Below are 24,063 nucleotides of genomic sequence, written 5' to 3'. Positions count from 1 at the left end.
ACGTTGTTTGATCAAGGTCGGAACAAGGCGCTTGTGTGAGACGTCAGGCGGTTGCGCCGGTCACGGCTTTCCACTGCGCCCTTGCGCGGATCCGATGGATGTGGATGGCGAGGGCTGAGTTTTTCTGGTGCGGGGGGACGAAGAGATTTCGGAGTGCCGAAAAGATCGATATGAACCGTTGCAAGCCGCCGACGGATCGAAATCCCTGCATCATCCGCTCCCGTTTTCGAAGCGGCACGTGAGAATTCTCGGCCCGGTTGTTCAGGCCCTTGTGCGATCGATGTTCGACGGCGGGCATCACCTCCCGTCTTGCAGCACCATATGAGCGCAATTTGTCGGTGACGATCCGCTTCGGCGTCAGGCCTTGCTTCTTCAGCAGCCTGACCAGCAATCGCCTGGCGGCTTTGGGTATCGCGGCGGGCTTGAACGATCTCGTCGAGAACGTAACCGTCTTGGTCAACGGCACGCCAGAGCCAATGTTTGCGGCCGCCGATGGAAATCACCACCTCGTCCAGATGCCAGATATCCTTTCGCGAAGGCCTCTTTCTGCACAACTGCCTGGCATAAGCCGTTCCGAATTTGCGACCCCATCTCCGGATCGTCTCATGGGAGACGACGATACCGCGCTCCAGCAGCATCTCCTCGACCATCCTCAGGCTCAAAGGGAACCGAAAATACAGCCAGACCGCACGGGCGATGATCTGCGGTGGAAAGCGGTGGTTCTTGTAGCTTACGGCCGGACTGTTCATCCCAACCCATTATCCGACAACCGTTAAGCCGCTGACAACGTGACATCACCGTTCTACGGGCTCCCTGAGTAGGCCGATGAAGGATGGAAGCACGGTACGTCAGCGCCTTTTCTTTCTTGTAAAGCGCGAGACAGCCCTCTTGAAGTTCCTGTTTGGGATACGAGTCAAGGCCTTTGAACCGCATGTCTTCAGCTATCCATAGTGTGGATGCGTCAAATCGAAACAAACGATTTTACCGGTTTTGCAGAACGTCGCATATTGACATTTCAAGGAAGCCCCTGAAGGAAGTTGTCGATGTTTGCGTTAGCTCTGAGGAGCACTTTCGGCTCCGCGGAGCATTTTCCGGTGTACGCCTTCCGGTGTACGCCGAGCGTCAACCAAGCCGCATGTCCATCGCGGCTGGGTTCTTCGGTGATCCGCGCAAGCTACGTCGCGTCGGCTCAATGCGACTAGCTCTTCATGCATAGGCGCTTACCTCAAGAAACAGCAATAAAGACGAGGTCTGTCCATGCGCTCTGACGTACGGTGGCGGTTGTGCTGGGAAAACGATTTGCAACTGGCCGACCATGCCGCTCTCTCCGACTTCTTCCGAGAGAGCTATGGACGGACTGGGGCCTTCAATACAAAGCCATTCGAAGACGGCAGCAGCTGGGCCGGTGCGAGGCCGGAATTCCGCGCAATCGGCTACGACGCGCACGGCGTAGCCGCTCATATTGGTATACTGCGCCGCTTCATCAAAGTTGGCGAGGTCGATCTATTGGTGGCCGAACTAGGGTTGTATGGGGTCCGTCCGGATCTTGAGCGACTCGGAATCAGCTTTTCACTGAGCGATGTGTTCCCGGCGCTGCAGCAGCTTAGGGTCCCATTCGCTTTCGGCACGGTGCGGCACGCGATGCGCAACCATATGGAGAGGCTGTGCCGAGGCGGTCTGGCGACGATTGTGTCGGGCGTCCGCGTACGGTCGACTCTCGCTGATATGCGTCTCGACCTGCCGCCCACCCGCGTCGAGGACGTGCTCGTCGTCGTTGTGCCCTTTGGACGCTCGATGGACGAGTGGCCGTCCGGCACGCTGATCGACCGAAACGGCCCGGAACTATGAAGCGGGATTTAATATGTGGACTTCCAAGTGGTCGCCGCCGAGCGCCGTTTGCTTCTCATCCGAAAGGGAATGAATATGGAAAGGCGTGGCTCATCAAACGTTTGGCCTTGCTTGCGGCTTGCCCGCTTTGCGTCAAGACCGCTTATGCAGCGGAAGGCGTGCATTGGAGCTATGAAGGCGAAGCGGGTCCCGAGCCCTGGGTGTCTTTGACAAAGAGAACAGTGCTTGTTCGGCCGGTTCGCAGCAATCGCCGCTCGACATCAGGGCGCGATCAAGGCCGATATCCCGGACTTGGCATTAGACTGGAAAAGTGGCGGCGCGATCCTCAACAATGGGCACACAATCCAGGTGAAAGCCGCGCCCGGCGGCACGCTCCGCCGCGGCGACAAACGTTATGAGCTGGTGCAGTACCATTTCCATGCGCCGAGCGAACATCTGGTGGCCCGGCCGGTGAGCAGACCGCACTCCCGATGTCGATCCGAGCGGTTTGCTGCCGGCGTCACTCAAATATTGGACCTATGAGGGGTCGCTCACCACACCACCCTGCAGCGAGATCGTCGACTGGATGGTAGCGCAGGACCCGATCGAGGTGGACGCGGCCGATATCGAGAGGTTCACTGCGCTTTATTCGATGAATGCGCGTCCGGCACTCGTTTTAAGTCGCCGTTATATCCTGATCTCTAGCTGACGCGAGCTCGCAGCCTCTCGACCGCTCTACGGAACCGATTGCTCGATTTCGGCAGGGCAAAGCTTTGCCGAGATCAGATCACGCCTTCCGTGTTGGAGACTGCGCTGACGGTGTTTTTGCCCAAGCGATTTTGACGGCAGGGCAGAATAATGATGTTTTCGGAGACCATCAGATTGTTGGACGTGAGCCAACTCTCTGGTCCATAATGGGGATGGCGTGCGCATCATGGGCGACGTTTCGCGATATCTCGATCAGATGTAGCCCATCGAGACCGAGACATGGAATTCCTCCCAAAGCCATTTGGCCAGATCGCACCGACGCCAGCGCACGACCCATCGAGATAGGGCGTGGGACCACGCTCGACGGCTTGTGCCAAGGCCGCACGTTGATCGTCGGTTTGCCCGGAGCCTTGCCGTTGATCAAACCGTCGGGACCACGGGCGTTGAACCGCACCACCCAGTGACGCACGATCTGCACCGTGACTCTGCCGAGCCGAGCAGCATCAGCACGAGAGCCCACCATCATAAATCGACGCGCCTGGCTGGCATCCTTTGTATGCCGTGCCAGAAGACGCAACCCGTCCCCGTCCAAGTCTGACCGCAACAAAATCGCTGACCCCATCGCAAACCTCCTGTTTGCGCTATGTATTCAGATTCGTCGGTTTTTGGAATCCCGAGAGTCAGCATCAATGAGGCTCGAATTAGAGCACGTCCACTTTAACCCGGGTCATATCCTGCTGCTGCGAAGTAGTTCGCACATTGTTGCGGTTCGAAGAGCTTGACGATGTCGCCAACGGTGTTCCACAGGGCGTCGACGGAGCGTTCGGCCCTTGCCGCAGAAGCGCCTTGAGCTTTGAGAAGGCGTTGTCGATCGGGTTGAAGTCAGGGCTATAAAGCGGGAGATAGGGTCAGCGTGCAGCCGGCGGTTTCTATGGCCTGTCGGATGCCATCTGCCTTGTGGGCCGGCAGCTTTTCCATGACGATGCCGCCGGGCGTGAGGGTCGGCACGAGAACCTGCTCGACATAGGCCCGGAAAGCCACTCCGTTCATCGCCCCGTCAATGACCATCGGCGCGGTCATGCCGGAGAGCCTGAGCGTCCTGGTGAACGTCGTAGTTTTCCAATGACCGTGCGGAACGCCCGATCGGCAACGCTCTCCGCGCGGCGAGCGACCGCGAAGCCGGGACATCTTCGTGGAAAGACCCGTCTCGTCTATGAAGACGAGGCGGGCTGGATCGAGATCAAGCTGTGCATCGAACCAGTCCTGACGCCGCTTCAGGAGGTCTGGCCGCGCCTGCTCCAATGCATGTGCGGTCTTTTTTTGAATGTGAAGCCGCGCTTGCGCAGCCAGACGTCGAGGGTGCTGCGGCCGATAGAGACGGATCGGCCCTCTTCCAGCCGCAAAACCATCTCGTTCAGCGTGATGTCCTTCGGCGCCTCGATCATGCCGATGATGAAAGCCTCATCATCGTCGAGACGGCAACGTCCAGGTCGACCCTGCTTGGCAGCGCTCACCTGACCCTGCCGGGCGCTCGCGATCCAGGCAATCGCCGTCGAAATCCCGATCCCGAACCGCGCTGCAGCCGACCGCGCGGACATCCCACCAGCCGACGCAGCCAAAACCCGGTGGCGAAGATCATCACTCAATGCTCGGGCCATATTCCCTCCGACAAATCAAAGACAGGAGGAGGGGATCACAGAAGCTCTAAAAAAGAATCCTCACGCGGATTCTGCTTTCATCGGACGCGCTCTAGCTCAATCCATCGCGCGAATGGGTGCTATGAAAACAAACGATTTTACCGTGTTGCTCAATGCAGATAAGACGACTGCACCTGACCTGCATCGATCTCGTCGCGGTTTGATCTTGTGACGAGGCCTATGGGGTTGGGCATGAAGCCCCTATCCCGAAAACAGAAAAGGAGTTACGACATGCATAACCCTATAGACCCAGACTTGGAGGACCTTTTTCGAGAGATTTGGGAACCGTCGCCCGAGGACGCGGTACGGTTGCTCGGGGATGAGCGCTTTGAAGTCCCTGTGGATATGAAGCCGGACGAGTCAGACTTGGAGGACCTTCTTCCAGTATGGAAGTTGCCCGATCCCCGGTCGCTCGACGATGAGGGCTCTGACTTCCCTGTGGACCTCTTCGAATTCAAGTCGTTCCAAACTAAGTCCGCTGCGGATTCCGTGCTGCCGAGCGTCAGCGAGGCTCGGGACTTACACTATCGACTGGGACTGGGCGACGACGCGCCTTCTCCAGGAGCACCCCAAGACGACGGTTGCGAGCTGTGCGCGGATTGGTTCAGCGCACATTCTCACACAGACTGGCTTATCTGAGCGGTCGATCGTGTGGACGCCACCGAGCAGTGCCGAGGCTCACTTCTCGAAATTAGGTCTCGATCCGGTGATGTCACGTTGTCAGCGGCTTAACGGTTGTCTGGTAATAGGTTGGGATGAACAGTCCGGCCGTAAGCTACAAGAACCACCGCTTTCCACCGCAGATCATCGCGCGTGCGGTCTGGCTGTATTTTCGGTTCCCTTTGAGCCTGAGGATGGTCGAGGAGATGCTGCTGGAGCGCGGTATCGTCGTCTCCCATGAGACGATCCGGAGATGGGGTCGCAAATTCGGAACGGCTTATGCTGCGGGTTTCGGTAATTCGCGGACAGGGGTTCCATTGAATCCCGGACAGCGATTTCACTAAATCCGGGACGGCGATGTCACGTTATTTGATCAAGGTCGGAACAAGGCGCTTGTGTGAGACGTCAGGCGGTTGCGCCGGTCACGGCTTTCCACTGCGCCATTGAGCGGATCCGATGGATGTGGATGGCGAGGGCTGAGTTTTTCTGGTGCGGGGGGACGAAGAGATTTCGGAGTGCCGAAAAGATCGATATGAACCGTTGCAAGCCGCCGACGGATCGAAATCCCTGCATCATCCGCTCCCGTTTTCGAAGCGGCACGTGAGAATTCTCGGCCCGATTGTTCAGGCCCTTGTGCGATCGATGTTCGACGGCGGGCATCACCTCCCGTCTTGCAGCACCATATGAGCGCAATTTGTCGGTGACGATCCGCTTCGGCGTCAGGCCTTGCTTCTTCAGCAGCCTGACCAGCAATCGCCTGGCGGCTTGGGTATCGCGGCGGGCTTGAACGATCTCGTCGAGAACGTAACCGTCTTGGTCAACGGCACGCCAGAGCCAATGTTTGCGGCCGCCGATGGAAATCACCACCTCGTCCAGATGCCAGATATCCTTTCGCGAAGGCCTCTTTCTGCACAACTGCCTGGCATAAGTGCGGATTTCGGATTAACGGGACAGCGATTCCGGTAAATCCCGGACAGTCGTTTCACTAGATCCCGGACAGTCTCGCGGGATCGACTTTCGTTCGCCTGGTTGATGTCATTGGTTATTGATTTCGGCGTTTCGCGCTTCGGTCAAGAGCGGTCGTGGTTTTTGCCTCCTCATGCTGTCTCCCTCGAGCGCAATTCGATGGGCGTTATGGACGATACGATCGAGGATGGCGTCAGCGATCGTCGGTTCCCCGATCATCTCGTGCCACTGGGCCACGGGCAGTTGGGCGGTGATCAGAGTGGATTTCCTGCAGTAGCGCTCTTCGAAGATTTCCAGGAGATCGAGCCGCTGCTGATCGCTGAGCGCATGGGTTCCCCAATCGTCGAGGATGAGCAATTGGACGCGCGCCAGTTTGTCGAGCAATCGGGGAAACCGACCGTCGAGGCGTGCCAGCGCCAAATCCTCGAAGAGACGAGGCATGCGGACGTAGAGAACGGAATAATCGAGGCGGGCCGCCTGCCGTCCGATGGCGCAGGCAAGCCAGGTTTTGCCCGTTCCCGTTTGACCGGTCAGGATCAGGTGCTCATGGGCTTTCAACCATTCGCCTTGGGCCAGCGAGAGAAGCTGTCGGCGATCGAGGCCGCGCTGGGCGGCGAAGTCGATATTCTCGATGCAAGCGTCGGGGAAGCGCAGTTTGGCGCTTGCAAGCCGGTTGGTCAGGCGCTTGTCGCCGCGCACGGCCATCTCCCGGTCGAGCATCAGACCCAGCCATTCATCGCGGTTGAGATCGCTGCCCTCAGTTTGATTGGCCAGTTCGCGATAAGCTGCCGCCATGCCGGATAGACCGAGTGCGTGCATCTGGTCGAGGGTTGGATGTGTGAGCATGTGAGTGTCTTCCTTTCTTCACTGGTAATAGGAGCTGCCGCGGATGTTGCCATGCGCCGGGGCTGGCTTGACCGGCTCGGCGACAGGCGGCGCCTGATCGAGGCCGGATTTGAGGATGGTGCTGACGGAGGAATAGCTGAGCGCATTGATGGTCAGTGCCCGAGCGCACGCGGCTTCAAGACGCTCAGGCCCGTACCGGCGCGCGAGCGATAGAACGCCTTGAGCGGCGCGGTATCCCTGCTGGGGATGGGGCCTGTCGCGCATCAGCCGCTCGATCAGGATTGCAGCGTTGCGGCCAATCTTTGCAGCCTGCTTGATGAGGCTCGCCGGCGTCGTGTTGGCATAGTGCTGATGTGTCTTCGGCATGTGCTCGTTGACGGTGACATGACCAGCCCGCTGCGACGTCCGGCGGTGGCTGGCGACGCGTTGGTGATCATGGAAGATCTCGACGATCCGGCTTGTGAGCCGGACATCGACCTGGCGGCCGATCAGGCGGTGCGGCACGGAATAGAAAGCCTTGTCGACTTCGACATGGTAGTCGGGATGAACCTTTGCCGATTTCCATTCGGAATATTCGAATGCGGTTGCCGGCAAGGGTGCAAGCGCTTCGCGTTCGATCTCCTCGAAGAGCTGACGTCGGGATTTGCCAACCCGTCGCATCGACCGGTTATTGAGATCGTTGAGAAGCTGGCTGATCCGCACGTTGAGATCGACGAGGCTGAAGAAGCGGTCGTTTCTCAGCCGCGCCAGGATCCAGCGCTCAACGATGAGAACGCTGCCTTCGACCTTTGCCTTGTCCTTCGGCCGTTTTGGACGGGTCGGCAGGATCGTCGTGTCGTAATGCTCGGCGAATGCTGCAAAAGTGGCGTTGATGGTCGGCTCAAACCACAAGGGCTTGGCAACACCGGCCTTGAGGTTGTCGCAGACGATCGCTTTCGTCACGCCACCGAAGAAGCTCAGCGCCCGTTGCTGACCCTCGATCCAGTCCGGCAGCCGTTGAGTGAAGCTTGCATAGGCGAAGGTGTACAAGGAGGCCGGCAGAACCGCGACGAAGATCTGCGCCGACCGGATCTCGCCCGTCGCCGGATCGATCACCGGGACGGTGTGGCCGGCGTAGTCGGTCTGCATCGCCGCGCCGGCAGTGTGGCGATTGCGGAAGGTGGCGCTGGCGCGCTGTTCGAAAGCGGCGAAACGCTCGCAGAACCAGGTGTATCCGTAACCGTTGGGGTGCCGCTCGCGATATTCCTGCCACAACAGCGTCAGCGTCACGCCCTTTCGCTTCAGTTCACTGGCGATCTTGCCCCAGTCGGGCTCGTGCATGTCCTGGGGCGGGCGGCCGCGACGATGGAACAGGCGGCGCTGCAAAACAGCGTCCTCGTCAAGCCCAGGCGGCAACGGCCAGCCCGTCAGCCCGGCCTCACGCGCCCGCAACAGATAGGTCGAAATGGTCGTTTTGCTGATCTTCAGCCGTTCCGATATCGCACGAACCGAAAGCCCCTGTTCGTGCGTCAGCCGCAATATCGATCGAATGTCCTTCACACTCGTAAGCCTCGCCTGCTTCCGTCTCGCCATTCATCAGCCCCTCGTTCAAATCGAGGCTCAGAATGGCAAAACGGCGCGCGCGAAAGTCGATGTTTTAATCGCCGAAAGACTGTCCGGGATTTACCGGAATCGCTGTCCGCGAATTAGCGGAAATGCTGTCCCGGAGGCGATGTCACGTTGTTTGATCAAGGTCGGAACAAGGCGCTTATGTGAGACGTCAGGCGGTTGCGCCGGTCACGGCTTTCCACTGCGCCATTGCGCGGATCCGATGGATGTGGATGGCGAGGGCTGAGTTTTTCTGGTGCGGGGGGACGAAGAGATTTCGGAGTGCCGAAAAGATCGATATGAACCGTTGCAAGCCGCCGACGGATCGAAATCCCTGCATCATCCGCTCCCGTTTTCGAAGCGGCACGTGAGAATTCTCGGCCCGGTTGTTCAGGCCCTTGTGCGATCGATGTTCGACGGCGGGCATCACCTCCCGTCTTGCAGCACCATATGAGCGCAATTTGTCGGTGACGATCCGCTTCGGCGTCAGGCCTTGCTTCTTCAGCAGCCTGACCAGCAATCGCCTGGCGGCTTTGGGTATCGCGGCGGGCTTGAACGATCTCGTCGAGAACGTAACCGTCTTGGTCAACGGCACGCCAGAGCCAATGTTTGCGGCCGCCGATGGAAATCACCACCTCGTCCAGATGCCAGATATCCTTTCGCGAAGGCCTCTTTCTGCACAACTGCCTGGCATAAGCCGTTCCGAATTTACGACCCCATCTCCGGATCGTCTCATGGGAGACGACGATACCGCGCTCCAGCAGCATCTCCTCGACCATCCTCAGGCTCAAAGGGAACCGAAAATACAGCCAGACCGCACGCGCGATAATCTGCGGTGGAAAGCGGTGGTTCTTGTAGCTTACGGCCGGACTGTTCATCCCAACCCATTATCCGACAACCGTTAAGCCGCTGACAACGTGACATCACCCGCAACACGCATCTGGAACAGGTCGTTATGAGTCTATGCCCTAACCGATTTCTGCCGATTCAGAAACTCACCGGACGGACACTTGATCCGGCGTTTTATCGCAGTTTCGGTGGACGTGAACAGCTCGTGAGGGATGCAACCGAACGAGGCGCTGCTCCCACAGTCGTTGCAGGCCCTTCATCAGACCTTCACGCTTAGCCTGATGCGGCCCAATTGCATCGAGGAGATCTCCAAGCACGGATTCACCCTCAATCCGCATCAGCAGATCAAACAAGTCATGTGAAATTCGCACACTGTCACGGTTGGAGTGGCTCGTACGGATCTCGCAGACTGTCTCCTGACGATCTACCGCTGTATAAGCGCGGACTTGATGGAGCGACATATAAGGCGGCAATGAAACCGCGAGCGCAGTCCAATCCTGCAGCGTTGCGGCCCGCTTTTTGACCAGGAACGGCCCGACCACAAGTCCATCCAGCTCTGTCGTCAAAAATGTGGCAATCGCGTCTGCAACCGAATCCACGATCGGTTCGGCATTGTTGTTAAAGGACGTATTAAGCAAAATTGGGGTGCCTGTCCGCTTCTTGAATGCATTGATGAGCTCCCAGTAAGCGGGATTGGCGTTGCGCGATACTGTTTGCAGGCGAGCCGTACCGTCGACGTGCGTAATAGCACCGAGCAAGGCGCGTTTTGAGTCACGCACGCGAACGACGAAATTCATGAATGGAAATTCGTCCCTGCCATCCGGGAGGTCGAAGAATTCGCTCGCGTCTTCTTGCAGCACAGATGGCGCGAACGGCCGATAGCCTTCGCGCTTCTTGACCATCGCATTGATCCGGTCCTTGTTTGCGGCCGGCCGAGGGTCGGCAAGAATGCTACGGTTGCCCAGCGCACGTGGCCCGAACTCCGAACGACCCTGCACCCAACCGATCACGGCGCCGTCGGCGATCCAGTCGGCTGCACTAGTTGCCACGTCATCAGAGCGTTCAACCTGGAGATGTCCGGCCCATGCATTCAGTTCCTGCTGCACGGCGCAGTCGCTGCCGAGATCAGGACCCCAATAGACCTCCTGCAGTCGCTCTCGGGGCGCGGGACGGCCCATCTCGTTAGACACCATCAGCGCAGCGCCTAAGGCACAACCGGCGTCGTGAGACGCGGGTTGCACGAAGATGTCTTCGAAAAGCCCTGAATACAGCAGCTTACCGTTCATCGTGCAGTTGTGGGCTACCCCCCCAGCCAGACACAACCGCTTCATACCGGTGGCCTCACGGTGATGCCGGAGAATGTGGAACACGATCCGCTCCAGCGTTTCCTGCAGTGATGCACTCACATCTCGATGCTGCTGGGTAAACGGCATCCCCTTTCGCCTGACCTCGATATTGCGGAGCAACGCCGGACCGATGCGGTCGAGATAAACACGGTAGCCACCGTTGGCGGAGAGGTCGTAAAAGTGCTCGAAGAGCTCGCGATAGGGCGCGGGATCGCCGTAGGGGGCGAGTCCCATCACCTTATATTCATCGAACATGCCGTAGCCGAGATAACGGATCGTCTCGAGATAAAACAGTCCAAGAGAATTGTTCTCGGGAAAAGCTTCCAGTTGCGTAATTTCTGTGCCAGCTCCTACTGCCAAGAGTCCCGATAGAAAATCACCACAGCCATCAATTGCTAGAATGAGACTCTGATCGAAGCCCGACATTGCAAAAGCGCTCACGGCGTGCGCCTGATGATGACTCACGAATGAAATACGCGAACCGTCCAACTTAGTACCGAACTCACGCGCTAACAGATCCTGCACCAACACTTTAGCATCCGGAATGGAGAGAATGTCCGGATGGGAATTGGACATCTCACCAACCATGGCGTTGACATAGGGCTCGCTAGCGTAGATCGCGAGACGATCAATGTCGCTGAGCTGAATCCCCGCCGCTGAAAGACAGTATTGAATCGAACGACTTGGGAGCTTGTTGGAGTGTTTGATCCGATTGAGGCGTTCCTCTTCTACGGCGGCTATCACCTGTCCGTCTCGAACGAGCACCGCGGCGCCATCGTGCACAGAGGTGTTCGGAAGCTCGAATCGGTTTTCATGGACTTGGTCAAGTCCGCCGCTAATCCCTAGAAAAAGCATCTGTTTCTCCACATTGTGACGGGAAAGCCAAACTGGCCTCCTCAGACTGTTTCCGTATAAGAAGGCCGTGTTGCCGCTTGCTGCTGCAAACGCCTGTTTCGGACATCATCGGCCTCAAAAGAGGCCTCATATCGGTCCGCCTGGATCCGCATGAGATGCTCGATCGTGGCGCCCGTGTTCCGTGACGCCGAGGAGATTGGGTGCATCTTCGAACGTTTCAGCGGCGGCCGACTTCCTGGCGATGTCGTTTTCATTTCCAGCGCGGCGTCAATGACTGCCGAGTGGCGTTATCGATGCGAACGGGCGGTTGTTCACGAATGATACCGCACCGTGGACTGGCCTGATGTCGCTACACCATCGCCAGGCGAGTGCTGCGCTGGTCGTCTGCTCCCCGGCCGCACCCGATGACGCGTTCTTTTGTGCAGGAACTCGCATAGGGCGTCGGACAAACCGGACATTGACAAGAAGCACGGCAATACAACATATCTGCAAATCGCGCTGATGTTGCAGGGCGACGCGTCCGGCCGGGTACCCAAGCCGCGGCCCAGACGGGACGACTACATCTGCAAAGGGCAATAAGCCCGCCACGCGCACCCGCTGGGCAGCTGGTTCGCCGGTAAGACTTCGCAGCTCAAGAACGTGGGGGTCACGACCAGCCTCGAACCGCTCCACATGGTCGGGCAGTTGCAATTCACTTTCGTCAGGGAACATGGAGGATTTTCTCCTTATCGGTGCGCGTAAGGTGCTTTTGTCCATGCAAGATTTCGTTCGATTGATGAAATCGTTTGTTTCGATCAAGCCCATCCACGTTATGAATGACTGCCGGACATGCGCTTCAAAGGGCAAAAGGCTAGCTAGATGTGAGCTTTCAGTAGGTTGTCCATCCGGCCCAGACCGGGAAAGCTGAGGTTGTCGAAGCTTCAGTGATTCTCGGAGGACCGGATGAACATCCACAAGAATGCCCGGCTGACGCCGCGCGGTCGAGAGCGAATTGTAAGGCAGGTAGAGAGCGGGCAGACGCCGGAGGCCGTGGCCAAAGCCGCAGGCGTCTGTCTGCGGACCATTCGGAAGTGGATAGACCGATATCGCCGCGAAGGATTGGCAGGATTGCATGATCGCTCCTCCCGGCCTCATCGACTGCGCCGGCCGACGCCTGCGGCGATAGTCGAAACGATCGAACGGCTGCGCCGCCAACGCTGGACGGGCAAACAGATCGCCGCTGAGGCCGGCGTCTCGCCAGCGACGGTGAGCCGTATTCTGCGCCGGTTGGGCTTGAATAAGCTGAGCGCGTTGGAGCCGGAGCCCGTGCGCCGCTATGAACGGGAGCATCCCGGCGAACTCATTCATCTTGATATCAAGAAGCTCGGCCGGATCGGCTCCGTCGGACACCGCATCACCGGACGACAAACTGGCATGGTCAACCGTCACATCGGCATTGGCTGGGAGTTCGTCCATGTCTGCATCGACGATGCCTCGCGCGGCGCTTTCGTCCAAGTTATGCCCGACCAGCGCAAGAAGAGCGCTGTCGCCTTCCTTGAGGCCGCCGTTGCTTATTACGCCAGTCTCGGCGTCAAAGTGCAGCGAGTGATGACCGACAACGGTTCCTGCTACCGGTCAAAGACTTTTCGGGCAGCCTGCAAGCGTCTCGGCCTGCGCCAGATCTTCACCAAGCCCTATACTCCCAGGACCAACGGGAAAGCCGAGCGCTTCATTCAGACAAGCTTGCGCGAATGGGCCTACGCTCGCGCCTACAACCTCAGACGAACGCACCGCCGAACTGCCGCGATGGCTTCACCGCTACAATTGGCATAGACCTCATGGCAGTATCGGCTCAAAACCACCTATCAGCCGACTCGGTCTGACCGGGAACAACCTGTTGAGGCTCCACAGCTAGAGCATCGTACGATTAATCGAACCCATAGCCTGCGGCTGTAAAATAGTTTCGACATTCATCGGTGTCGAAGAGATTGCAGATTGAACCGAGTGCGTCCGAGAGGGCGTCGAACGTTCTGGCCGCTGCGGCTCTCAGGTGGGCTTTAATCTTGGCGAAGGCCATTTCGATCGGATTCAAATCGGGCGAATAAGCCGGTAGGAAGAGGAACCACGCACCGGCCTGTTTGAGCAAGCCTGCAGCTTTGGCACTTTTGTGAACCGAGAGATTATCAAGGACGACCACGTCGCCTCGATTGAGGGTCGGAGCCAGTTGCGTTTCGACATAGGTATCAAAATGGCGCGGTTCATCGGCCGGTCGATAATCCAGGGTGCGGTCAGGCCGAAGCATCGCAAACCTGCAACGAATGTCTGTGTCCCCCAGTGGCCGAACGGCGCATCCATGGCGAGGCGATTGCCGCGTTGAGAGCGGCCGCGCAGTCTCACCATCTTCGTGTTCACCGAGGTTTCGTCCAGGAAAACAAGCCGATGCGGTTCAAGTCGCATTCTGGGTTGGCGTTTTCCAATCCAAAAATCACGGTCCCGACGCACATCAGCGCGTCCGCGTTCCGATGCCATCAGCTGTTTTTTTATATGTGAAGCCCTGCAATATCAAAAAGCGCGACAAAGACGATGGCGGCACAACAACAGCATGTTTCTCCTCAAGACGGCGGGCCAGCTCCGGCATGGTGATATCAGGCTTGGCCTCGACCTGCGCGACCAGGAAATCGCGATAGGCCGATAGCTTTCCATTGCCTGGTGGTCTGCCTTGTCGGGCGGGGGCTATGGTGCCAGTCCGCTCACGACGCTGGATCAGTTTGATCGCAGAGCTGTCGCTGACACCGAAATGGCGAGCTGCGGCGCGTCGTGACTGACCGCTGGCAACCATGGCAACGACACGCTGGCGAAGATCAACAGAATGAGATTTTCCCATGTGATTGAACTAAGCCGCTAATCGCGGCGATTTGAGGCGGGCTTTGACGAGAGCCCCCTGACTGAGAGGATGGTTGTGTTGCAACCCACCCTTCAGGCAGGAGGCCCCGATGGCTGAGATAAGCCCTCTTCGTCGCCGGATGATCGAGGACATGACGGTCCGCAATCTTTCCCCGGCAACCCAACGATCCTACATCAACGCTGTACGGAAGTTCAGCCGCTATTTCGACCGATCGCCTGATCGGCTCGATCTTGACGATATTCGTAGCTTCCAGGTTTACCTCGTCTCAACCGGGATATCCTGGGCATCGTTGAACCAGATTGTATGCGCTCTTCGGTTTTTCTATGGGATCACTCTGGGTCAGGATGATGTCCCCGAGCGGATCCCGTACGCGCGCGAGCCACGGAAGCTCCCCGTTATTCTGTCGGCGGACGAAGTGGCGCATTTTCTTGAGGCCGTCTCCAGTCTGAAGGCGCGCGTGGCGCTGACTACGGCTTATGCCGCTGGCCTCAGGGTCGGTGAGGTCTGCGGACTGAAGGTCGAGGATATCGACAGCTCCCGCATGGTGATGCATGTTCGCCATGGTAAAGGCGCCAAAGCCCGATACGTTATGCTGTCAACCGAACTACTCGGGATCCTGCGCAGCTATTGGCGTCTATCGCGCCCCACGGCTTTCCTTTTTCCAGGGCGTGATGCTGACAAGCCGATCGAACCGACAGTGTTAAACGCCGCCTGTCGGTCGGCGGTTTCGGCAACAGGCCTTTCAAAGCGCGTTACCGTGCATACGTTGCGGCATCCCTTTGCCACTCACCTGCTGGAGAATGGCACCGATATCCGGATCATCCAGGTCCTGCTCGGCCATGCCCATCTGTCGAGCACGGCACACTATACGCAGGTTTCCACCGACACGATCCGGTCGACAGCTAGCCCGCTCGATCGGTTACGGCTGGAGGTGACACCGCCGGAATCGTAATCGGTTGCGCCCTACCTTCGAAGTCGCCGACATCTTTCGACGACATGGAGGCTCCTACAGGCGAGAGAACGCCGGCCATCTTGGCCGCGGCGAACGACGCGTCATGGGCGCGATCGAAGCCTGCCGCACACCCAGGCTTGGTGGTCACGTCGATGCCTGCGATGACTGCGGCAGGACCCGCATCTCCTATAATTCCTGCCGCAATCGCCACTGCCCGAAGTGCCAGGGCGCGGCCCGCAGGGAGTGGGTTGCGGCCCGCGTCGCCGATCTCTTGCCGGTCCCATACTTTCATGTGGTCTTCACACTCCCACCTGGCATCGCCGAGATCGCCTTCCACAACAAGGCGGTCGTCTATGCGTTGCTGATGCGGATCTCGGCCGAGACGCTGCAGACGATCGCCGCCAATTCCAAATGGCTGGGCGCCGAGATCGGCGTCACCGCCGTACTTCACACCTGGGGCCAGGCGATGACCCATCATCCCCATGTCCATTGCGTCGTGCCGGGCGGCGGTCTCTCGCCCGACAGATCAAGGTGGGTCGCGTGCCGACCGGGTTTCTTTCTGCCTGTTCGCGTGCTGTCGCGTCTGTTTCGGCGGCTCTTTCTGACTGCGCTTGCTGAAGCCTTCGCTCATGGTGAACTCCGCTTCTCCAACGAACTCACCCATCTCAACGACGACGACGCGTTCACCCGCCATCTCGCGTGTGCTCGCAGAATCGAATGGGTCGTCTATGCGAAGCCACCTTTCGGCGGGCCGGACCAGGTGCTTGCCTATCTCGGTCGGTATACCCATCGTGTCGCGATCGCCAACAGCCGCATCGTCGATGTCGATGACGACCATGTTGCCTTCCGATGGAAGGATTACCGTGGCAATGGTCGCGACCGTGAGAAGATCATGCGCCTTCACCCGCACGAGTTCATCCGGCGCTTTCTCCTTCATGTGCTTCCTGACGGCTTCCACCGCATGCGCCACTTCGGCTTTCTCGCTAATCGCCATCGACGGGATCGTGTCGGTCTCTGCAGGAGCCTCCTCGGCCAGCCATCACCAACAGGCGGGCAACCCCATCCCGCCAAATCACAGCACGGGCAGTCCTACGAATGCCCCGATTGCCAGCGTCCCATGCGTAGGACAGGTGTCAACGTTGCCCCAGTTGCGCCGCTCCGACCTTCATCCTTCCGGTGCGATACATCATGATGCCCGACGATCTGCGCCAAGTGATACGCCCACAGACCCAACGCATCTCCAGCGTGCGATATCGCTTGACCTTGGCCAGGGCAAAAGACCGCCGATACCGATCTATATCGCAAATAGATCCGCGGGTGATGTCACGTTGTCAGCGGCTTAACGGTTGTCGGATAATGGGTTGGGATGAACAGTCCGGCCGTAGGCTACAAGAACCACCGCTTTCCACCGCAGATCATCGCCCGTGCGGTCTGGCTGTATTTTCGGTTCCCTTTGAGCCTGAGGATGGTCGAGGAGATGCTGCTGGAGCGCGGTATCGTCGTCTCCCATGAGACGATCCGGAGATGGGGTCGCAAATTCGGAACGGCTTATGCCAGGCAGTTGTGCAGAAAGAGGCCTTCGCGAAAGGATATCTGGCATCTGGACGAGGTGGTGATTTCCATCGGCGGCCGCAAACATTGGCTCTGGCGTGCCGTTGACCAAGACGGTTACGTTCTCGACGAGATCGTTCAAGCCCGCCGCGATACCCAAGCCGCCAGGCGATTGCTGGTCAGGCTGCTGAAGAAGCAAGGCCTGACGCCGAAGCGGATCGTCACCGACAAATTGCGCTCATATGGTGCTGCAAGACGGGAGGTGATGCCCGCCGTCGAACATCGATCGCACAAGGGCCTGAACAATCGAGCCGAGAATTCTCACGTGCCGCTTCGAAAACGGGAGCGGATGATGCAGGGATTTCGATCCGTCGGCGGCTTGCAACGGTTCATATCGATCTTTTCGGCACTCCGAAATCTCTTCGTCCCCCCGCACCAGAAAAACTCAGCCCTCGCCATCCACATCCATCGGATCCGCTCAATGGCGCAGTGGAAAGCCGTGACCGGCGCAACCGCCTGACGTCTCACACAAGCGCCTTGTTCCGACCTTGATCAAATAACGTGACATCGCCGACGAAGGCGCTTCTAGCGCCAGCTTGCAGTATCCATCGAACGAATGGATTTCATCCAAACAATCGATTTTACCAATCTTAGCAGTTGCTACATAGCAAAGCTCCACACGCCTGGGAAGCCGGCGACTTTCTTTCGTCATCGGAGCCTACGCGGCACAGAAGCCGGAACTCCTCCGGCCCTTATAGGCATCGGCCTTGCCCAGTCGTGCAAGTCTGGTGGCAATTTTCACGATGGGGGGGCAGCCTCAGGAATTGAGCCGCGTCCACGTCGAAACACAAGCTGGAAGGCACTCGAATGGTAGACCAACTCGCAACGGAAATCATTGCCATAGTCAAGAAACGCGTCGAATCGGAGAGCGGCGAGGGAATGACCGCATCCATTGTCGGCGAAATAACGACTGCCACCGAACTGACCGCGCTCGGTATTGATTCACTGGGATTAGCGGACGTGCTCTGGGACCTGGAGCAAGCCTACGATATCAAGATCGAAATGAACACGGCCGAGGCGTGGTCGGATCTCCAGAATGTCGGCGACATGGTGGAAGCCATGCGCGGCTTGCTTGTTAAGGTGGCTTGATGGACAGGCGCGTCGTCATCACCGGAATGGGCGGGCTGTGCGGACTAGGCACCGACGCCGCTTCCCTCTGGACGGGGATGCGCGAAGGCCGCTCCGCTATCGGCCCGATTGTCAATTCAGAGCTTCATGAGCTGAAGGGCATGATCGGCGCCGAGATCAAGGCGTTGCCTGAGCACGACATTGACCGCAGGCAGCTCGTCTCCATGGATCGTTTTAGCGTGCTTGCCGTGCTTGCAGCGCACGAAGCCATGCGACAGGCCGGACTTTCCTGGGATGAAGGAAATGCCCATCGCTTCGGCGCGACAGTCGGCTCCGGCTTCGGCGGCTGGGACGCGACCGAAAAAGCCTACCGTACGCTCCTTTTGGGCGGAGCGACGCGCACCGAACTCTTCTTTGGCGTAAAGACGATGCCGAGTGCCGCTGCCTGCCAAGTCAGTATGAGCCTCGGCCTGCGCGGCCCGGTCTTTGGCGTCACCTCCGCCTGTGCTTCGGGCAACCATGCGATCGCTTCGGCGGTAGACCAGATCAAGTGCGGCCGGGCCGACGTCATGCTTGCCGGAGGCAGCGACGCGCCACTCGTCTGGATGGTACTGAAGGGATGGGAAGCCATGCGGGTACTCGCTCCGGATACTTGCCGACCCTTCTCCGCCGACAGGAAGGGCGTGGTAGTGGGCGAGGGTGCCGGTATGGCGGTGCTGGAAAGCTATGAACATGCCGCTGCCCGCGGTGCAAGAATACTTGCCGAGGTCGCTGGCGTCGGCCTTTCCGGCGATGCCTCCCACATCGCCGCGCCGGCTGTCCACGGGCCGGAGGCGGCGATGCGCGCTTGCCTGGCCGATGCCGGACTGAATGCCGAGGACGTGGACTACCTCAACGCGCATGGCACCGGCACCAAGGCCAACGATCAAATGGAAACGGCGGCGATCAGGCGCGTCTTCGGTGACCACGCTAATTCGCTGTCCGTCTCGTCCACCAAGTCCACCCACGCCCATTGCCTCGGGGCAGCGAGTGCGCTTGAAATGATCGCCTGTGTGATGGCGATCCAAGAGGGCGTCGTGCCGCCGACCGCCAACTATCGTGAGCCAGACCCCAATTGTGATCTCGATGTCACGCCAAACGTGCCGCGCGAGCGCAGGGTGGGCGTGGCCATGAGCAATGCCTTCGCCATGGGCGGCATGAACGCAGTTCTGGCATTCAGGAAGGTGTAGAAGACATGCCTCCTGAAAAGATCACCCCTTCAGGTGCTTGCGGGATCGCCGTATCTCGCCGGTGATGACCCGTTGCTGATGTAGGCTGAGGGTGCAAGTCTTAGTGCAAGCACCAAGTGAAGTCCTGTGACGAAGCATCAGATTGAGGTGATTCGCCGGTCGAAGCACGTCGGCGCTGGCCTCGACGGGAGAAGAAGCGGCACGTTGCCAGGGCGAATGTACCGGCTTCAGCGGTGGAATGAATCTCCCCTCCGAACGGCGGCTCGACGATCTAAAAGCGGTGCCGCTAAGGTACTGTCTGGCCTGGCGCGGCGCATCAACCGCGATGTCGCCGCCGTTAGTAGGCGGCACCGCTGGCGCTTGAGTGCTCGGGCGAACCAGCCCCCCGCGAGGAGTTCTGGGCGCGGCGGCTTAACCGAATTCATCAGCCTGCATGATTGAGAAGAGGATAAGACATGTTCGAATTGACCAGCCGTAAGGCGCTCGTCACCGGCGCATCGGGAGGTATCGGCGAGGTGATCGCCCGCGCGCTGCATGCGCAGGGTGCTATTGTCGGCTTGCACGGTACCCGCGTTGAGAAATTGGAGATGCTTGCCGCTGAGCTCGGGGACCGCGTCAAGCTGTTCCCAGCTAATCTGGAGCATCGTGACGAGGTCAAGGCGCTCGCTCTGAAGGCGGAGGCCGATCTCGAAGGCGTCGACATCCTCGTCAACAATGCCGGCATCACCAAGGACGGCCTGTTCGTGCACATGTCAGACGCCGACTGGGACTGTGTCCTGGAGGTCAACCTCACCGCGGTGTTCCAGCTAACTCGGGAGCTCACCCGTCCGATGATGCGCCGCCGGAATGGCCGCATCATCAACATCACTTCGCTCGCCGGCGTGACCGGCAATCCTGGCCAGACCAATTACTGCGCCTCCAAGGCCGGTATGATCGGCTTCTCCAAGTCTCTGGCGCAGGAGATCGCCACACGCAACATTACCGTCAACTGCGTCGCCCCGGGCTTTATCGAATCGGCTATGACCGACAAGCTCAATCGCAAGCAGAAAGAGACGATCATGGCGGCGATCCCCACCCGCCGCATCGGCACCAGCGCCGAAGTCGCGTCCGCGGTCGCGTATCTCGCTTCCAATGAAGCGGCCTACGTCACCGGCCAGACCATACACGTGAACGGCGGCATGGCAATGATTTGAGCACGGTCATGCGCCAGGGGAGATATTGATTTGCGCGGGCATAGCACGTCTTAAACCAGATCGGATCGGCTGCCTTGTCGCACGGAGTAGGTGCGGGGGAACTCCGCTCACGTAGAAAATTTCCGATGTGTAGAAAGCTATGCGATGGCCCAGCCTTTCCTGCGATGAGGAAAATGCGCATCGCTTCGGCGCGACCGTGGGGGCGTCGGCTTCGGCCGGCTGGGACGCGGGTGCGCGTCGCCATGAGCAACGCCTTAGCATGGGCGGCATGAATGCAGTTCTGGTATTCGGGAAGATGTATAGGGAGACGTCATTCCAAGGGAACGGCCATATAGCGTAAGTCGAATGATTACCTAGTAAACGCAAGGCGATAAATTGACTCTTATTCATCTCCGTCGGCTTGAAGCCGAAGCGATCCATGTCATTCGAGAAGTCGTTGCAACATTCTCTAACCCGGTCGTGCTTTACTCGATCGGCAAGGACTCCTCGGTATTGCTGCATCTGGCGATGAAGGCGTTCTACCCCGCCAAACCGCCTTTTCCATTCCTGCATGTAGACACCAAATGGAAGTTTCGGGAGATGATCGAGTTCCGCGACCGGATGCCGCGAGAGCTCGGCTTCGATCTCCTCGTTCACGTCAATCAGGATGGGGTGGACCAGGGCATGGGTCCATTCACGCACGGCTCGAACGTGCACACCCACGTCATGAAGACGATGGGGCTCCGGCAGGCGCTGGAGAAATACGGTTTCACCGCGGCTCTCGCAGGTGCGCGGCGGGACGAGGAGAAGTCGCGGGCCAAGGAGCGCATTTTCTCCATTCGCAGTCTCCAACACGGCTGGGATCCGACGCGCCAGCGCCCGGAAATGTGGAAGACCTACAACACGCGCGTCGGCCAGGGGGAGACGATGCGTATCTTCCCGCTCTCCAACTGGACCGAGTTCGACATCTGGCAATACATCCTGCGCGAGGAAATCCCGATCGTGTCGCTCTACTTCGCGGCCCGGCGTCCGGTCGTCAAGCGTGACGGCATGCTGATCATGGTCGACGATGAGCGGATGCCGATCCAGCCGGATGAGAAGGTTCTGGAGCAGCAGGTTCGCTTCCGGACCCTCGGCTGCTATCCGCTGACCGGAGCGGTCGAGTCCGAGGCCGCCACGGTTCCGGACATTTTGCGGGAAATGCTGACGGTGCGAACGTCTGAACGGCAGAGCCGCCTGATCGACACGGATGAAGTCGGGGCGATGGAGAAAAAGAAGCGGGAGGGCTACTTCTGATGTCGTATGTTCAATCCATACCGCCGCATGACATTGAAGCACATCTGGCCCAGCACGACCACAAGTCGATCCTGAGATTTTTCACTTGCGGCTCGGTGGACGATGGAAAATCGACCCTTATCGGGCGCCTGCTCTACGACGCGAAACTGATCTTCGAGGACCAGCTCGCCAATCTCGGGCGCGTCGGCTCTCCCGGTGCCGCAAACGGCAAGGAGATCGACCTTGCCCTGCTTCTCGACGGGCTCGAGGCAGAGCGCGAACAGGGCATTACCATCGACGTCGCCTATCGCTATATCACGACGTCCAAGCGCAAGTTCATCGTTGCCGACACGCCCGGCCACGAGGAATATACGCGCAACATGGTGACCGGCGCTTCGACGGCGGACCTCGCCATCATCCTGATCGACAGCCGGCAGGGCATCCTCCAGCAGACGCGGCGCCATTCCTACATCGCTTCGCTGCTAGGCATCCGCCATGTCGTGCTGGCCGTCAACAAGATCGACCTCGTCGGTTTCCAGCAACAGGTCTACGAGGAAATTGTCGCCGACTACATGGTTTTCGCGAAAGAGCTCGGCTTCGCCAGCATCCGTCCGATCCCGATTTCGGCGCGGGACGGGGACAACGTCATCTCGGCTTCCGCCAATACGCCCTGGTACAGGGGGGCGGCGCTGCTGGAATATCTGGAGGCGGTCGAGCTGGATCCGATGGACCAGGCGAAGCCATTCCGCTTCCCGGTTCAGATGGTCATGCGGCCGAATGCGGATTTTCGTGGCTATGCCGGGCAGATTGCTTCCGGCCGAATTTCGGTGGGCGATCCGGTCGTCGTGGCAAAGAGCGGACAGCGCACGTCGGTCAAGGCGATCGTCAACTATGACGGCGAGCTTGCGACGGCGGGGGAGGGCGAGGCGGTAACGCTGGTGCTCGCCGACGAGGTGGATGCCTCGCGCGGCAATATGCTCGTCGCCCCCGGTGCCCGCCCTTTCGTGGCGGATCAGTTCCAGGCGCATGTGATCTGGTTCGACTCGAGCCCGATGTTGCCGGGACGAAGCTACATTCTGCGAACGGAGACCGACAGCGTCAGTGCCATGGTTACCGCGCTCAAGCACCAGGTGAACATCAACAGCTGCATCCGCGAGGCCGCGAAATCGCTTCAGATGAACGAAGTGGGTGTTTGCAACATCTCGACGCAGGCGCCGATCGCCTTCGATGCCTATACGGACAACCGGGCGACGGGCAATTTCATCATCGTCGACCGCGTGACGAACGCCACCGTCGGCGCAGGGTTGATCGATTTTCCGCTCAGGCGCGCAGACAACGTCCACTGGCATGCGCTCGAGGTCAACAAGAGCGCGCGCAGCGCCTTGAAGAACCAGCTCCCGGCCGTGCTCTGGTTCACCGGGCTCTCCGGCTCGGGAAAATCGACCATCGCGAACGAGCTCGACAGGATACTCCACGCCCAGGGCAAACATGCCTACCTGCTCGACGGCGACAATGTACGCCACGGCCTGAACCGGGATCTCGGCTTTACCGAAGAGGACCGGGTCGAGAACATCCGCCGCGTGGCGGAGGTGGCCAAGCTCATGGCCGATGCCGGTCTGATCGTGCTCGTGTCCTTCATCTCACCGTTCCGCGACGAGCGGCGGATGGCGCGGGAATTGATGGACGAGGGCGAGTTCATCGAGATCTTCGTGGATACGCCGCTCGACGAGTGCGCACGCCGCGATCCGAAGGGCCTCTATGAAAAGGCGCTCGCCGGGAGGATCGCGAATTTCACCGGCGTATCCTCACCTTATGAAGCCCCGGAAAACCCGGAACTTCATATACGCACCGTCGGCCAGGAACCGTCCGATCTGGCGCTTGCGATCGAGGAATTCCTCGAGCGGAGGATGGAGAGCAAATGACGGCCTTTTGCGAAATGCTCGAGCGCATAGCGCTCGACGCGGCCGCGGCGATTATCGAGGTCTACGACGCAGGTCCCGAGGTCTGCTACAAGGAGGACCAGTCGCCCGTCACGGAAGCCGACGAGCGGAGGCAATGATTCTGGAGGGACTTGCGGCGGCGTTTCCGCAGATCCCCGTGGTTGCCGAGGAGTCCGTCTGCTCCGGCCGCGTTCCGGATATCAGCGGCGGCACGTTCTTTCTCGTCGATCCGCTGGACGGCACGAAGGAATTCATCAACCGCCGTCACGACTTCACCGTCAACATTGCCCTCATCGAGGGCAATGTTCCCGTAGCCGGCATCGTTTATGCCCCCGCGCAGCGCTGCGCCTATGTCGCCGACGGCGGTAGAGCGGAGAAGCTCTTGCTCGACGCGGCGTGGGGGCTCGAACACCGCCAGCCATCCGCGTGCGCATGCGGGGTGCCGAACTGACGGCGGTCGCAAGCCACTCGCACAACAGTGCCAAAACCGAAGCCTTCCTTACGGGCCATGGCGTCATGAACTAAGCTTCCGGCGGCTCGTTGCTCAAGCTCTGCCTTTTGGCGGAAGGGGCGATGTCACGTTATTTGATC

General features: G+C 59.2%; 11 protein-coding genes and 10 pseudogenes. 13 read left to right on the top strand and 8 right to left on the bottom strand.

Annotated features, from left to right (window positions below; genetic code table 11):
- Positions 1-43 precede the first annotated feature (43 nt).
- Positions 44-795 (bottom strand): annotated as a pseudogene (locus ACZ9BX_RS22095) (IS6 family transposase).
- A 462-nt stretch (positions 796-1,257) separates the two neighbouring features.
- On the opposite strand from ACZ9BX_RS22095, the gene ACZ9BX_RS22090 reads away from it, so the two are divergent.
- Both ACZ9BX_RS22090 and ACZ9BX_RS22085 read left to right on the top strand, forming a co-directional pair.
- Positions 1,258-1,848 (top strand): NodA family N-acyltransferase, encoded by a 591-nt coding sequence (locus ACZ9BX_RS22090; protein ID WP_027513916.1) that lies wholly within the window; start codon positions 1,258-1,260, stop codon positions 1,846-1,848.
- A 69-nt stretch (positions 1,849-1,917) separates the two neighbouring features.
- A pseudogene (locus tag ACZ9BX_RS22085) lies at positions 1,918-2,536 on the top strand (carbonic anhydrase).
- A 716-nt stretch (positions 2,537-3,252) separates the two neighbouring features.
- Here ACZ9BX_RS22085 and ACZ9BX_RS22080 read toward each other — a convergent pair.
- A pseudogene (locus ACZ9BX_RS22080) lies at positions 3,253-4,193 on the bottom strand (IS630 family transposase).
- 794 nt (positions 4,194-4,987) lie between these two features.
- Between ACZ9BX_RS22080 and ACZ9BX_RS22075 the strand changes: the two are divergent.
- Positions 4,988-5,176, top strand: a pseudogene (locus ACZ9BX_RS22075) (IS6 family transposase); the annotation flags it as partial.
- Between the two features lie 121 nt (positions 5,177-5,297).
- Here the strand turns inward: ACZ9BX_RS22075 and ACZ9BX_RS22070 are convergent.
- The 5 genes and pseudogenes from ACZ9BX_RS22070 to ACZ9BX_RS22050 all read right to left on the bottom strand — a co-directional run.
- Positions 5,298-5,819 (bottom strand): annotated as a pseudogene (locus ACZ9BX_RS22070) (IS6-like element ISRH1 family transposase); the annotation flags it as partial.
- 108 nt (positions 5,820-5,927) lie between these two features.
- Entirely contained in the window at positions 5,928-6,704 is a 777-nt protein-coding gene (gene istB / locus ACZ9BX_RS22065) for an IS21-like element helper ATPase IstB (protein ID WP_132568962.1), read from the bottom strand.
- Positions 6,705-6,722: 18 nt separating this feature from the next.
- Complete coding sequence (gene istA / locus ACZ9BX_RS22060; protein WP_027513949.1) at positions 6,723-8,276, bottom strand: IS21 family transposase; 1,554 nt, start codon at positions 8,274-8,276, stop codon at positions 6,723-6,725.
- Positions 8,277-8,463: 187 nt separating this feature from the next.
- Positions 8,464-9,215, bottom strand: a pseudogene (locus ACZ9BX_RS22055) (IS6 family transposase).
- 71 nt (positions 9,216-9,286) lie between these two features.
- Positions 9,287-11,341 (bottom strand): carbamoyltransferase family protein, encoded by a 2,055-nt coding sequence (locus ACZ9BX_RS22050; protein WP_027513857.1) that lies wholly within the window; start codon positions 11,339-11,341, stop codon positions 9,287-9,289.
- Between the two features lie 942 nt (positions 11,342-12,283).
- Here ACZ9BX_RS22050 and ACZ9BX_RS22045 point away from each other — a divergent pair.
- Positions 12,284-13,235 (top strand): annotated as a pseudogene (locus tag ACZ9BX_RS22045) (IS481 family transposase).
- 12 nt (positions 13,236-13,247) lie between these two features.
- Here the strand turns inward: ACZ9BX_RS22045 and ACZ9BX_RS22040 are convergent.
- Positions 13,248-14,204 (bottom strand): annotated as a pseudogene (locus tag ACZ9BX_RS22040) (IS630 family transposase).
- A gap of 109 nt (positions 14,205-14,313) precedes the next feature.
- On the opposite strand from ACZ9BX_RS22040, the gene ACZ9BX_RS22035 reads away from it, so the two are divergent.
- The 9 genes and pseudogenes from ACZ9BX_RS22035 to ACZ9BX_RS21995 all read left to right on the top strand — a co-directional run.
- The gene (locus tag ACZ9BX_RS22035; protein WP_132568935.1) at positions 14,314-15,177 is read left to right on the top strand and encodes a tyrosine-type recombinase/integrase; all 864 of its coding nucleotides are present in this window, start codon (positions 14,314-14,316) and stop codon (positions 15,175-15,177) included.
- A 4-nt stretch (positions 15,178-15,181) separates the two neighbouring features.
- Complete coding sequence (locus ACZ9BX_RS22030; protein ID WP_087006119.1) at positions 15,182-16,369, top strand: IS91 family transposase; 1,188 nt, start codon at positions 15,182-15,184, stop codon at positions 16,367-16,369.
- A gap of 128 nt (positions 16,370-16,497) precedes the next feature.
- A pseudogene (locus ACZ9BX_RS22025) lies at positions 16,498-17,248 on the top strand (IS6 family transposase).
- Positions 17,249-17,595: 347 nt separating this feature from the next.
- Positions 17,596-17,877, top strand: a complete 282-nt coding sequence (locus ACZ9BX_RS22020) for an acyl carrier protein (protein ID WP_027513873.1) — start codon at positions 17,596-17,598, stop codon at positions 17,875-17,877.
- A complete protein-coding gene (locus tag ACZ9BX_RS22015) occupies positions 17,877-19,085 on the top strand; it encodes a beta-ketoacyl-[acyl-carrier-protein] synthase family protein (protein ID WP_027513872.1) in 1,209 nt (402 codons plus the stop codon). Before ACZ9BX_RS22020 ends, ACZ9BX_RS22015 begins: the two co-directional genes overlap by 1 nt.
- A 455-nt stretch (positions 19,086-19,540) precedes the next feature.
- Positions 19,541-20,278 carry a 3-oxoacyl-[acyl-carrier-protein] reductase gene (fabG, locus tag ACZ9BX_RS22010; RefSeq protein ID WP_027513871.1) on the top strand — a complete coding sequence of 246 codons (738 nt, stop codon included), beginning with the start codon at positions 19,541-19,543 and terminating at the stop codon, positions 20,276-20,278.
- 375 nt (positions 20,279-20,653) lie between these two features.
- Entirely contained in the window at positions 20,654-21,553 is a 900-nt protein-coding gene (gene cysD / locus ACZ9BX_RS22005) for a sulfate adenylyltransferase subunit CysD (protein WP_027513870.1), read from the top strand.
- Positions 21,553-23,454, top strand: coding sequence for a bifunctional sulfate adenylyltransferase/adenylyl-sulfate kinase NodQ (nodQ, locus tag ACZ9BX_RS22000; protein WP_027513869.1), 1,902 nt, complete (start codon positions 21,553-21,555; stop codon positions 23,452-23,454). Before cysD ends, nodQ begins: the two co-directional genes overlap by 1 nt.
- Positions 23,451-24,057, top strand: a pseudogene (locus tag ACZ9BX_RS21995) (3'(2'),5'-bisphosphate nucleotidase CysQ family protein); the annotation flags it as partial. The gene nodQ and the pseudogene ACZ9BX_RS21995, both read left to right, overlap by 4 nt.
- Positions 24,058-24,063 lie beyond the last annotated feature (6 nt).

Source organism: Rhizobium sp. USDA 3886 (assembly GCF_056279785.1).
Note: the sequence above shows the minus strand (reverse complement) of the source record. Positions and strands in the feature narration are given on the sequence as shown.